Here is a 12,872-nt window from a genome sequence, read left to right on the forward strand (position 1 = left end):
AGGTCCACCCCACCGGGCGCCGGGCCGCACACGGAACGCCGCGATCCGGACATTCGGCGTTCACCTCTTGCATGACATCCCGTCACATACGGGGAATGTTGCGCAGGTTGGACCGCGCCATCTGAAGCATCCGTCCGACGCCGCCGTCCAGCACGATCTTCCCGGCGGACAGCGCGAAGCCGGACACCATCTCGGCGCTGACCTTGGGCGGGATGGACAGCGCGTTCGGGTCGGTGACGACGTCGACCAGCGCGGGCCCCTGGTGCGCGAACGCCTCGCGCAGCGCGCCCCGCAGCTGCTTGGGCTTCTCCACCCGGATCCCGTGCGCGCCGGCCGCGCGGGCGACGGCGGCGAAGTCCGGGTTCCGGTTGGTGGTTCCGTACGACGGCAGGCCCGCGACCAGCATCTCCAGCTCGACCATGCCGAGCGAGGAGTTGTTGAACAGCACCACCTTGACCGGCAGGCCGTACTGGACGAGCGTGAGGAAGTCACCCATCAGCATCGTGAAGCCGCCGTCGCCGGACATCGACACGACCTGCCGCCCGGGGTCGATGAACTGCACGCCGATCGCCTGCGGCAGCGCGTTCGCCATGGAGCCGTGGGTGAACGAACCGATCACCCGGCGGCGTCCGTTGGGCGTCAGATAGCGGGCGGCCCACACGTTGCACATGCCGGTGTCGACGGTGAACACCGCGTCGTCGTCGGCCTCCTCGTCGAGGACGGAGGCGACGTACTCCGGGTGGATCGGGATGTGCTTCTCGACCTTGCGGGTGTAGGCGCTGACCACGCCCTCCAGCGCGTCGGCGTGCTTCTTGAGCATCCTGTCGAGGAAGGCGCGCTGCGATTTGATCTGCACCTTGGGCGTCAGAGAGCGCAGCGTCTCGCGGACGTCGCCCCAGACACCGAGGGCGAGCTGCGAGCGGCGGCCGAGGTGTTCGGGCCGGACGTCGATCTGGACGATCTTCACGTCGTCGGGGAGGAACGCGTTGTACGGGAAGTCGGTGCCGAGCAGAATCAGCAGATCGCACTCGTGGGTCGCCTCGTACGCGGCGCCGTAGCCGAGCAGCCCGCTCATGCCGACGTCGTACGGGTTGTCGTACTGGATCCACTCCTTGCCGCGCAGGGCGTGGCCGACGGGCGCCTTGACGCGTTCGGCGAACTCCATCACCTCGGCGTGGGCGCCCGCGGTGCCGCTGCCGCAGAACAGGGTGATTTTTCCGGCCGCGTCGACGAGTTCGGCGAGCCGGTCGATCTCGGCGTCGCCGGGACGGACCGACGGCCGCGCGGTGACCAGGGCATGTTCGATGGCACGGTCGGGGGCCGCCTCGGACGCGATGTCGCCGGGCAGTGAGACGACGGAGACGCCGCTGCGGCCGACGGCGTGCTGGATGGCGGTCTGCAGGACCCGCGGCATCTGCTGCCGACTGGAGATCATCTCGCTGTAGTGGCTGCATTCGGCGAACAGCCGGTCGGGGTGGGTCTCCTGGAAGTAGCCGGTGCCGATCTCACTGGAGGGGATGTGCGAGGCGAGCGCGAGGACGGGGGCCATCGAGCGGTGGGCGTCGAAGAGCCCGTTGATGAGGTGGAGGTTGCCGGGCCCGCAGGACCCGGCGCAGGCGGTGAGCTTGCCGGTGACCTGCGCCTCGGCACCCGCGGCGAACGCGGCGGTCTCCTCGTGCCGCACCTGGATCCAGTCGATGGCCCGCGAGCGGCGGATCGCGTCGACGACGGGGTTGAGGCTGTCGCCGACGACGCCGTACAGGCGTTGCACCCCGGCACGCACCAGGATGTCCACGAATTGCTCGGCCACGGTCTGCTTCGCCATGTCGCGCTCGCTCCTTCGCCGCCGTCGGTGGGCCGTGCCTCCCTCCCATGAACCCATGAGGCGGCGGGGAGCGCCTCCGGTGCCACCCGGCCGGACGGTGCCTGTCGCGCCCGGCCGGTGCCTGTCGCGCCCGGCCGGTGCCTGTCGCGCCCGGCCGGTGCCGCCGCGGCCCGGGGCGTACCGCCGGTTGGAGCCGCCGCGGCCGCACCTGTCCTCCGCGTCGTACGGGCCCTCCGTGCCCGTGCGGTGCGCTACGTGTCCCACACCCCGACGACCGTGCGGTCGCGGGCGTGGCCCTTGACGCGGACCTGCGCGGCGGCGAGGAAGGAGGTCAGGCCGGGCGGCTGGGGGCCGGAGAAATCGGTGGCGAGGTGGGCGGCGAGGGCCGGTTCGTCGGCGAGCGGTTCGGCGAGCCCGGCGCTGCACAGCAGCAGGGCGTCACCGCGCCGCCCGGTGACGGTCGTGAAGAGGAACGGCGCGGGGGCGGGCGCACAGCGCGGGCCGGACGTTTCCGGGCCGGGGGCGGAGCCCGGCGGGGCCGGGACGCCCGCGGAGGGCCGGTGGCCGGACGCGGACGGTCCGTCGTCGGGCGCGAACGCCTCCTGACCAGGCGCGGACGGTTCGAGGTCCTCCCACACACCGTCACGCAGCCGCAGCAATCCGCCCTCGCCGACGCCGAAGAAGACCCGCGTACGGCACGCCGGATCGACGGGCAGCAGCAGACAGCGCACGGCGGCCGGGGACTCCGGTACACCGCCGGGCCCCGCGGTGTGGGCCCGCAGCTTGCCGTAGCCGCGGTCGGCGAGGCGTTGGAGCCCCGATCGCAGGGCGCTGCGGTGGTCCGTTCGCAGGTCCTCCGCCAGTCGGGTGCAACTGCGGGCCACGGCCCCGCCGATCCAGGCACAGGCGTCGTGCGCCGCGCGCGGGTCGCCGACGGCGGGTCCAGAGGCGACGGCCGCCAGGATCAGGGTGTGCGCACCAGTACCGAACCGCGCCAGCAGCAGGGCATCACGGCGCGGCGCACCCCGGTAACGCGCCGAGTCCCCGCGCTGCGACACGGCACGAAGCGTGAGCGAGCCGTACTGCGCCCCGTCCAGCACGGTGTCCGGAACCAACTCCCCGAGCGCCGCCGGATCCGCAACGGGCAAGGCCACGGGCTCGGCCGCGTAGGTGGGTGGGCGGTGGCCGATGTAGGTGGGGTGGTGGACGGTGGGGGGTTGTGCGGGGGGTGGGGCCTCGCCGTCCGGGGTGGGGCCGGTGGCCGCTGTGGCGACGGCCGGGTCCGGGTCCGGGTCCGGTGTGGGCTCGGTGGTCGATTCCGCTTCGTCGTCCGGGGTGGGCTCGGTGGCGGGTGCGGCGTCGGCCTCCGGCTCAGGCCGGGGCTCAGGGGCGGCTTCGGGGGATCCGGGAAGCTCGGCTTCGGGGTCCCGTACGGCTGTGGCGCCCGGGTCCGCGGTGGCCGCCGGCTCACCGGTGGTGGGCAGCGCTTCCGCGTCCGGTTCCCGTGTCGCGCAAGCCGGTACGGTCTCCGCGTCCGGCGTCGGTGCCTCACCGGCCGGTGCGGTCTCCGCACCCGACGCAGACCCGGTACCGGGCTCGGCCCGTGATACGGCCCCGGGCTGCGGCCCCTCCTCGGCCTCCGATACGGCTCCGGCCCCCGACACACCCTCGGTGTCCGGCTCCGCCTCGGCACGCGGCACGGACTCCGGGCCCGTCGCCTCCGGAAGCGCCGAAGCAAGGGGTGACGGTTCGGCGAGTGATGCCCCCACAGATGACGGCTCGGCAAGGGCCGTGGCCCGCCCGGTCGGAGGCCGCTCATCCGGAAGCGGCCGCGGTACGGGCGACGTGCGGGCGCCCGCGACAGGCCGGGCGGACGGCAGCTCCTCCGGGGGCAGCAACCCGGGCGGCAGCGTTCCGGCCCGGAACGGCCACGGTGGCGCATCGGCGGCGGACAGGCCGACCGGCAGTTCGTCCGGCGGCAGCAACCCGGGCGGGAGCAGTCCGACGGCCGGAAGCGGGGCCGGGCCGGTCGCGCCTCCCCTCGCGGCGGGCAGATCCGGGCCCGCCACGGCGGGATCCGGAGGCACCACGGGCAGATCCGGGGACGCCACAGCCGGACCCGGAACCGACGGCACCCCGGAGGAAGCCGGAGCCGGCGTGGCCGCGGCCGCCGTCGACGCGCCCAGGACCGGAGCCGATACGGCCGGAGCCGGCCCCGGAATCGACGGCCCCACAGAGGCGGCCGGGCCGGGAGCGCCCGGTGCAGCCGAAGGCGCACTCAACGCCCGAAGCGCCGAAGCAACCCGTTCGTCCAGGGTGTCCGTGGCGCCGGACGGACCCGTGTCGCTCGGTGCGTACGGTCGCGGGGCCGTGGTGCCGGGACCGGGTGCGCCCGGATGGCCCTGGCCCGGTCGGATATGGTCCCGGTCCGGTCGGATGTCGCCGTAAAGCTGCCGCCACCAGTCGTCCTCCGGCCCGCGGCATGGTGCGCCCTGCTGGTTCATGCGCCGTATTGTCCACGCGCCGGCGGCGGGGAAACAGGGCACGAAGAGGTGTTTGCCCGGACGTTCCGCCGGACGGCCCACCCGGGCGTCGGAGCGCCCCGGCCGGGTGGCGGCGAGGCGGACGAGGCGTCACGCTGCGGGCGGGGCCGGGCGCGTACCACGCGGGCGGGCGCCCGGCGTCCCGGTGGGACCGGTCCGGGGAGCGCGTTCGGGTCACGTCCGGCAGGCTTGGGCCATGAGCATGCGCAGCGTGCCGGGCCGGGGGATCGCCGTGGCGGGGGCGGCGGCCGGTCCCGGCAAGGGCGTCGGATGAGCGGGTGGCAGCTGTTCGCCGTCGGACTGGTGCTGCTGCTCGGACTGTTCGGGGTGCTGGTCCCCGGCGTCCCCGGGACGCCCATCGTCTGGGCGGGGGTGCTCTGGTGGGCGATGACGGAGCAGACGTCGGTGGCGTGGACGGTGCTGATCGCCGCCACCGCGCTGCTCCTGCTCCAGCAGGCCGTGAAGTTTCTGCTGCCGACGCGCAACCTGCGGGCCGCGGGAACCCCGTACCGCGTGCTGTTCCTCTCCGGCGCCGCCGGGATCGCCGGGTTCTTCGTGATCCCGGTGATCGGCGCCCCGCTCTGCGCCCTCGGCGCGCACTACCTGCTGGAACGGGTCCGGCTCGGCAGCCACGGCGACGCCTGGGCCGCCACCCGTACGGCGATGCGCGCCATCGGGCTGAGCGTGCTGGTGGAACTGTTCGCCTGCCTGCTGGTGGTGGGCGCGTGGGCGGGCGCGGTGCTCGCGGGGTGAGGCGGTCACCCGGCGGCGAGCGCGGGCAGGGCGAACGCGCCGGGCGGGACGCGGCCCGCGTTCCACAGGTGGTGCAGGGCGTAGGCGCGCCACGGCCGCCATGCCTCGGGCGCGCCGTCCGGGCCCGCGTCCGGGTCGCCCAGGGCCCGCATCCGGAGGTGGCCGACGGCCCGCGCGTCGACCCCGGGCAGCGCCCGCAGGGCCTGTTCGGCGGCGGCGCGGTCCGCGCCCGCGCCGAGGTCGAGGGTCCCGTCGACGAGCGCCGCGCACAACGCCCGTACCGGCGCGCCGACCTCGGCGGAGAGGAGTTCGCCGGGCGCCGGGAACACATGGGTGAGCCCGCCGTCGGCGGCGTCCAGCGGCTTGCCGTGGGCGGCGACCAGCGCCGCCGCGCGCTCCGGAGGCCCGCCGAGCACCGTCTGGACGGCCAGCTCCTCGGGGTCGGCCGCGCCCGGCGACCGCAGCCCCGGGCAGGCGGCGACGAGCGGGCCCAGCAGCGGGTCGCCGCCCAGCCGTTCGGCGACGGCGTACGGATCGGCGTCCAGGTCGAAGAGGCGCCGCAGCCGCTGTACGGCGGTGGCCAGATCGCGGGGGTCGGTCAGCCGCAGCCGGCATTCCAGCCAGCCGCCGCCGTCCGGGGCCCGCTCCGGTCCGCTCTCCCCCGCGCGCGGCCGGCGCCGGGCCGCGCCGCCGGTGGCCTCGTCGACCTCCGCGATGGCGGTGCCGTAGCTGAGCCGCAGGGTGCGCCGGTACGTGCGGCGGCCGCGCGGGCCGACCGTCTCCTCCACCCCGGGGACGGCCCCCGCGGCGAGGAAGTCGAAGATCTCGGCGGCGGCGTACGGGCCGCGGTGGGCCAGGCGCAGCGGTATGCCGTGGGGCGCGGGGCCGTCCGCCGCGCGCTGGGTGCCGGTGCGGGCGGGGCCGGGCAGCGCGGCGGCGCGCAGCTCGCGCGGGGTACCGGCGTAGATCTCCCGCATCGTGTCGTTGAACTGGCGGACGCTGGCGAACCCGGCGGCGAACGCCAGCTCCGTGACGGGCAGCGCGGTGGTCTGGAGCAGCACCCGCGCGGTGTGCGCACGGCGCGCCCGGGCCAGCGCCACCGGGCCCGCACCCAGCTCGGCGGTGAGTTGCCGCTGCACCTGGCGGGTGCTGTAGCCGAGGCGCCGGGCGAGCCCCGCGACGCCCTCCCGGTCGACGACGCCGTCGCCGATGAACCGCATGGCCCGGCCGACGAGATCGGCCCGGACGTTCCACTCGGCGGAGCCCGGTACGGCGTCCGGGCGGCAGCGGCGGCAGGCCCGGAACCCGCCCGCCTGCGCGGCGGCGGCCGACGGGAAGAACCGCACGTTGGCGCGTTTCGGCGTGACCGCGGGACAGCTCGGCCGACAGTAGATCCCGGTCGTCGTCACGGCGAAGAAGAACTCCCCGTCGAACCGTGCGTCCCGGCTCGACACCGCCTCGTACCTGGTCTCGTCATCCATCACGTGTCCCAGTGTGCGCCGCCCCCAGGCCGCGGACCGGCGGAAATCGGACGTGGGGGTGGGGGCGGGAGACGGCGGCGTGGCGGGAGGCGGGGGCCCGCGCCGGGCCGGGCCGGGGCGGGCGCAAGTCCAGGTGGGCCCCGCACCCTGTGGGGCGGCCCGGCCCCGCACGGTGCGGGCCTCCCCCGGACGCCGCTCACCCCCTCCGAAGGCCGCCCCGCTTACGCGCCGACATCTCGCGCCCCACCGCCTGCTTGAGCCGCCACTCGCGGCGCATCTCCGCCCGGAGGCGGACGTCGGTCTTCGCCACGATGCGGCGGTTCTCGCGTTGCAGCTTGCGGTAGCTGTCGAGGCGGCGGGCGGAGAGCAGGCCGCCGCCGACCGCGTCACGGACCGCGCAGTCCGGCTCCGTACCGTGCGCGCAGTCGGGGAAGCGGCACCGCGCGGCCAGCTCCTCGACATCCGCGAACGTACGGCTGAGCCCGTCCCCGGCGTCCCACATGCCGACGCCCCGCAGCCCCGGCGTATCGATCAGGACGCCACCGCCGGGCAGCGGCAGCAGATCGCGGGTCGTGGTGGTGTGGCGGCCCTTGCCGTCGCGGTCGCGGAGGGCCTGGACCCGCTGCGCGGGCCGTCCGGCGAGGACGTTGGCGAGGGTCGACTTGCCCGCACCGGAGCGGCCCAGCAGCACCGCGGTCCCGGTGGCGAGCGCGGCGGCCAGCGCCTGCACGCCCTCCCCCGTATCGGCGCTGACGGCCCGTACCCGTACGCCCGGCGCCGCGCCCTCGACGTCCGCGACGAGCTGCGCCAGGCACGCCCCGTCCGCCACGAGGTCCGCCTTGGTCAGTGCCAGGAGCGGCTGCGCGCCGCTCTCCCAGGCGAGGGAGACGAACCGCTCGACGCGGCCCAGGTCGAGCGGTTCGGCGAGCGACACCGCGATCACCGCGTGATCCGCGTTGGCCGCGAGGATCTGCCCGTCCGACCGCTTCGACGACGCCGACCGCACGAACGCGGTACGGCGCGGCAGCAACGCCCGTACGAGACCGTCGAGTTGCGGACCGACCTGGCCGCTCTCCAGGTCGATGACCGCCCAGTCACCGGTGCACGGCACCCGCAGGGGGTCACCGGTCGCCACCGGCGCGGTGTCCGCGAGTACGGTCCGCACCCCGGCGCCGTCCGGCACCACGGCGTCCACCCGGCCACGGTCCACGCGGATGATCCGGCCGGGCACGAAGCCCCGCCCGGCGTACGGCGCGAAGCTCTCCGCGAACCCGTCGTCCCAGCCGTACGCGGCGAGCGTCGGCGAGGCACCCGGGGCATACGGCCCGGAAGGGGAAGGGGAAGGGGAAGGAGAAGGAGAAGCAGAGGGAGCAGCGAGGGAGGAGGGGGAAGCGTCCGCGGACGGAGAGGGAGAAGAAAGGGAAGAGGAAGAGAGGGAGAACAGGGAAGACAAAGGAGGCCCTTCGCGGGGGCCCCGGCTGCGCGCTGAAGCCCGGGGTGCGGGCAGGGGCGCGAGGTGACGGCTTCTGTCGGCGGTCGCGGATCAGCCGGTGGCCACGGAGGTGGACGGTATGAGCTTCTGGAGCGGGGCGATGCCCCTCACAACGGCAGCCATCAGCCGCACCTCCCTCTTCACACGCGGCGACGACGCCCCGTCGACGTCGTCCGCAACGTTTCGAAGGTAACCCTGCGACGCTCGAACGCACCACCGGTTTTTTCCGTGGCCGTTCGCGCGGGCGGCCCGCCGGACCCGACGCCCCCTCACGGCAACTCCCCCCTCCCCTCCGCCCCGCTCTCCCGCAGCGCCTCCAACGCCAGGGCGCGCTGGTCGGGATGGCCGTCGGCGCCGGGAAGCATGAGGACGGTGCGGAACTGTTCGCGGGCCTCGGGGACGCGGCCCGCGGCGGAGTAGGTGCGGCCCAGGCGGTAGCGGATGTCCCTCTCCAAGCGGTCGCGGTGGGGTTCGGAGAGCGGGGAGAGGGTGCGGTGGCGGGCAAGGGCCTGGTGATGGAGGGCGGTGGCGGCGGGCAGGTTTCCGGCGCCGTGTTCGGCGGAGCCCATGCGGGTCAGGATGATCGCGTGCAGCAGGACGTCGCCGGAGCGTTGTGCCAGGTCGGCCGCGTGCCGGTAGAGCGCGCGGGCCTCGCCGAAGTGGCCGAGGTCGAGATGGACGTCGGCGGTGGCGGCGAGGGTTCTGCTGATCATGCGGGGGCGGCCGTTGGCCTCGGCGTGGGTGAGGGCGGCGGTGTAGCAGGCCAGCGCCTGCTCATGGCGGTGCCGGGTGTGGTGGAGGGCGCCGAGGACGCACAGGCCCATGGCGTTGAGCCAGTTGTCGCCCAGGCGGCGGGCGACGGCCAGTGCGGCGGTGAGGTGGACGAGGGCGTGGTCGGGGCGGCCCGCGTGGAGTTCGGCGGCGCCGAGCCCACCGAGGGCCCGCGCCTGTTCGCGCAGGTCCGCGCGGGCGCCGTCGAGTTGCAGCACCTCGGTGAACCAGACGCGCCCCTGGTCGTGGCGGCCCTGGTAGACGTCGGTGATGCCCATGCAGTTGCGCAGCGCCCCGGGCATCCGCGGGTCGCCGGACGCGTCGGCCTGGGCGAGCGCGGTGCGCAGCGCGCCGCGGCACTCGTGGTAGCGGCCCCGGCGGGCGAAGTAGTCGCTCAGGGCCTCGGCGATCCAGCACGCCTGATCGGCCTCGCCGAGCGCCGCCGCGTGCGCGACCACGTCGGCGAGTTCGCCGCCCGCCGCGTCCAGCCAGCCGTCCGCGTCCTGCCAGTCGGCGAACGGGGCGTCGCCGGGCCGCGGTCCGGTGGGGAAGCCGTCGGGGCCCCAGTCGCTGGTGATGCGGCCCGCGTCGAGGTACAGCCGCAGCCCCGCGGTACGGGCCGCGGCGGACTCGTCGGGGGTCTCCGCCGCAAGGCGCCGGGCGTGCGCCCGTACCAGGTCGTGCAGGCGGTAGCGGCCGGGCCCCGGCTGGTGGAGCAGGCTCGCGTCGACCAGGCTCTCCAGGAGGCGTTCGGCCTCCTGGGGCGGCCGGTGCAGCATCGCCGCCGAGGTCAGGACGTCGAACTCGACGGTCGGGGCAAGGCCGAGCGCCCGGAAGCCGCGCCGCTGCTCGGGCGCGAGATGGTCGTACGAGAGCCGGAAGGCGGCCTCCACGCTGCGGTCCCCGGCGCGCAGTTCGCCGAGCCGCCGTTCGTCGCCCGCCATCCGTTCCACCAGGGACGTGAGGGTCCAGGAGGGGCGGGTCTGGAGCCGGGCACCGGCGATGCGCAGGGCGAGCGGGAGGCCGTCGCAGAGGCGGACCAGTTGCCGGGTGGCGGCCGGTTCCCGGTCGGCGCGGGCGGCGCCGACGAGGTCGCGGAGGAGGGTCAGGCCGTCGCCGCCGCCCAGGGGTTCGAGGGTGACGCGGCGGTCGGCGTCGAGTCCGGGGAGCCGTCGGCGGCCCGCCACGAGCACCGTGCTGCCGGGCCCCGCGGGCAGCAGCGGCCGTATCTGCTCGGCGCTCCGCACATCGTCGAGGACGAGGAGCAGCCGCAGGGCGCTGGTCGCGGCCCGCCAGGCGGCGGTCAGGTCGTCGAGGTCCTCGGGGACCTCGCTGCCGGACGCGCCGACCGAGCGCAGCAGCCGTCGCAGCACCCGCTGCGGGGCGAGGGGGCGCTCACCGGCGCTGTGCGTGCGCAGGTCGGCGAAGAGGCAGCCGTCGGGGTGGCGGTCGCGGAGGGTCCGGGCGGTGTGCAGGACGAAGGCGCTCTTGCCGACGCCCGCGACACCGTCGACCGCGAGGACGGTGACACCGTCGGACGTCAACTCCTCGCCGAGCAGGGCGAGTTCGGGGTCACGGCCGACGAGGCGGGTGGGTCCGGCGGGCAGGTCGTCGACGACGCGGCGGGCGCGCGGCGCGGGGCCGGGCGGCGGCGTGGCACCGGGCGGGCGGGGGCCGCGCAGCTGTCCGTCGTCGCGGCGCAGCACCGCCTGGTGGGCGCGGCGCAGCTCCTCGCCCGGGTCGACGCCGAGTTCGTCGCGGAGCCGGGTGCGCATCTCCTGGTGGACGGTGAGCGCCGCGGCCTGCCGTCCGCTGCTGTACAGGGCGCGCATCCGCAGCGCCGCCAGCGCCTCGTCGTACGGGTCGGCGGCGCAGAGCACGGCGAGGCCGTCGAGGGTTTCGGCGGACCGGCCGAGGTCGACCAGACAGGCCAGCCGGTCCCGTTGGAGCGCGGGGCGGCGCCGGGCGAGGCGCTGCCGTTCGGCGTGGGCGAAGGGACCCGGGAGGCCCGTCAGCAGCTCGTCGCCGAGGAGGGCGAGCGCCTCGGCGAAGCGGTCGGCGGCGGTGGCCGGGTCGCCGGAGGTCCAGGCGCGGCGGGCGGCGTCGGCGTGGGCGGTCAGCTCCGCCGTGTCGAGGCGGACGCCGTCGGTGTGGAAGCGGTAGCCGCCGCGGTCGCTGCGGATCACCGAGTGCGCCGGCGGGGTGCCCGGCGGGTCGAGGGCCTTGCGCAGCGGATAGACGTAACTGGGCAGGACCCGGCGGCCCGAGGGCGGTGGCTGCGCGCCCCAGACGTCGTCGAGCAGCTGCTCATGGCTGACGCGGGTGTCCGGCCGCAGCACCAGGGCGGCCAGCACCGCCCGACGCCGGACCGGCCCCAACTCCAGCGGCGTTCCGTCGCGCCAGGCCCGTACCGGCCCCAGCACGGCGATGCGCCAGCGCGCTTCCCCGACGGTTCCGCAGTCTCCGCTCACGCCCGTCCCCCTGTCGTCCTCAACGGAATTTCATCGGCATTTCAGCGCCCGCCGCAAGGGTGGGCGCGTCACCACCGGCGCCACGGGGGGGGCACGGGGGACACGGGGGACGACGGGGCCTGGGGGGACGGCGATGGCGGGCAGTGGGCGCGCGGCATGGGGCGTGCGCCCCTGCCGTGTGCCGCGCGCCGCCACGGCGCGCTCCCGGGTGCCGGTGGGCGCACCGCGCGGGGAGCCGTTCCCCGGGCGTCCGGCCCCGGGCTCCCCGGCCCCCGCGCCGCCCGCGGGCCTCTCGCCCCGGCGGCCGGTGCGATGGCGTCCCGAGTTTTCCGCGGCACGCGCCCCGGCCGTGCCGCCATCCGACCTGGAGGTCATGTTGAGCGAGCACCGCACCAGCCGCCGGAACGTGCTGAAGGCCGTCGGCGGGGTCTCCGCCGCGCTGGCGCTCGGCGGGGCGGGGGTCCTGTCGGCCGCCGCCCCGGCCAGTGCGGCGCCGGGCGACGGTTCCGGGCTGCGTATCGTCCAGCGCGACGAGCACGACGCCCGGATGTGGTTCTACCGTTTCGCGACCGACGCGATCGGCTGGCAGCCCGCCGTCAACGTCCTGCTGCCCGACGACTACCACACCGGCGACCGCACCTACCCCGTCCTCTACCTCTTCCACGGCGGCGGCAACGACCAGGACTTCATGACCTGGGACCGGCTGCCGGAGGGCGGCATCCGCGCCTGGACCGCCGGGAAGCCGCTGATCGTCGTGATGCCCGACGGCGGCCACGCCGGGTGGTACTCCGACCCGGTCAACTCCAACAGCGGGCCCCGCAACTGGGAGACGTTCCACATGGCCCAGCTGATGCCGTGGGTGGAGGCGAACTTCCGGACGTACGCGGAGCACGACGGCCGGGCCGTCGGCGGGTTCTCCATGGGCGGCTTCGGTGCGCTCAAGTACGCGGCGAAGTACCCGGACCGCTTCGCGTCGGTCAGCGCGCACTCCGGCCCGCCGAGCCTCCGCCGCGACCTGGGTGCCGTCGTCAACTGGGCGAACGTCTCCGCCGCCGCGCTGGACCTGGCGGGCGGCACCATCTACGGCGCGCCGCTGTGGGACGAGGCGAAGGTCAGCGCCGACAACCCGATGGAGCACCTGGACAGCTACCGCGACAAGCGGGTCTTCCTGGTCGCCGGGACGAGCCCCAACCCCGTCGACCCGTTCGACCTGCTCAACGAGACCGAAGTCCTGCGCGGCCAGCAGGAGTTCCGGGCCGCCCTGGACGGCGCCGGAATCGCGTACGAGGCGCACGAGGAGCCGGGCGGGCACTTCATCCGCCCCGAGCGGGCGCGGAACGACATCGACGGCATCATCGCCCGGCTCAAGAAGGCGTAGGGCACCGGCGGCCTCCGGGCCCCCGCCCCCCCGCGCGGGGCCCGCCGCGGCGGGGGGGGGTCTAGCCCGCCCCGGGGCCGGGCCGGGTCAGTGCCCGGCGGCCGTCGTCTCCGTACGGGGCGTGGCGGACGCGGCGGGCTGCTCGGGCCGCTCGGGGG

General features: G+C 75.8%; 7 protein-coding genes. 2 read left to right on the forward strand and 5 right to left on the reverse strand.

Features of this window, described 5'->3' with window-relative positions:
- Positions 1-82: 82 nt before the first annotated feature.
- Positions 83-1,825, reverse strand: a complete 1,743-nt coding sequence (locus tag ACFWWQ_RS25480) for a pyruvate dehydrogenase (protein ID WP_384600456.1) — start codon at positions 1,823-1,825, stop codon at positions 83-85.
- Positions 1,826-2,076: 251 nt separating this feature from the next.
- Positions 2,077-3,915 (reverse strand): protein phosphatase 2C domain-containing protein, encoded by a 1,839-nt coding sequence (locus tag ACFWWQ_RS25485; protein WP_384600459.1) that lies wholly within the window; start codon positions 3,913-3,915, stop codon positions 2,077-2,079.
- A gap of 723 nt (positions 3,916-4,638) precedes the next feature.
- Between ACFWWQ_RS25485 and ACFWWQ_RS25490 the strand changes: the two genes are divergently transcribed.
- Positions 4,639-5,121, forward strand: a complete 483-nt coding sequence (locus tag ACFWWQ_RS25490; protein WP_384600462.1) for a DUF456 domain-containing protein — start codon at positions 4,639-4,641, stop codon at positions 5,119-5,121.
- A 5-nt stretch (positions 5,122-5,126) separates the two neighbouring features.
- On the opposite strand, the gene ACFWWQ_RS25495 is transcribed toward ACFWWQ_RS25490, so the two are convergent.
- The 3 genes from ACFWWQ_RS25495 to ACFWWQ_RS25505 form a co-directional block, all read right to left on the reverse strand.
- Complete coding sequence (locus ACFWWQ_RS25495) at positions 5,127-6,602, reverse strand: Ada metal-binding domain-containing protein (protein ID WP_384600488.1); 1,476 nt, start codon at positions 6,600-6,602, stop codon at positions 5,127-5,129.
- 196 nt (positions 6,603-6,798) lie between these two features.
- Positions 6,799-7,797: a ribosome small subunit-dependent GTPase A gene (rsgA, locus tag ACFWWQ_RS25500; RefSeq protein WP_384600465.1), complete on the reverse strand. Its 999-nt coding sequence runs from the start codon at positions 7,795-7,797 to the stop codon at positions 6,799-6,801.
- Positions 7,798-8,363: 566 nt separating this feature from the next.
- Positions 8,364-11,336, reverse strand: a complete 2,973-nt coding sequence (locus ACFWWQ_RS25505; RefSeq protein WP_384600468.1) for a BTAD domain-containing putative transcriptional regulator — start codon at positions 11,334-11,336, stop codon at positions 8,364-8,366.
- 373 nt (positions 11,337-11,709) lie between these two features.
- On the opposite strand from ACFWWQ_RS25505, the gene ACFWWQ_RS25510 reads away from it, so the two are divergent.
- On the forward strand, positions 11,710-12,714 hold the full coding sequence (locus ACFWWQ_RS25510; RefSeq protein WP_384600491.1) for an alpha/beta hydrolase: 1,005 nt from the start codon (positions 11,710-11,712) through the stop codon (positions 12,712-12,714).
- The last annotated feature ends 158 nt before the right edge of the window (positions 12,715-12,872 follow it).

The organism is Streptomyces sp. NPDC059080, assembly GCF_042739975.1.
Taxonomy (GTDB): domain Bacteria; phylum Actinomycetota; class Actinomycetes; order Streptomycetales; family Streptomycetaceae; genus Streptomyces; species Streptomyces benahoarensis.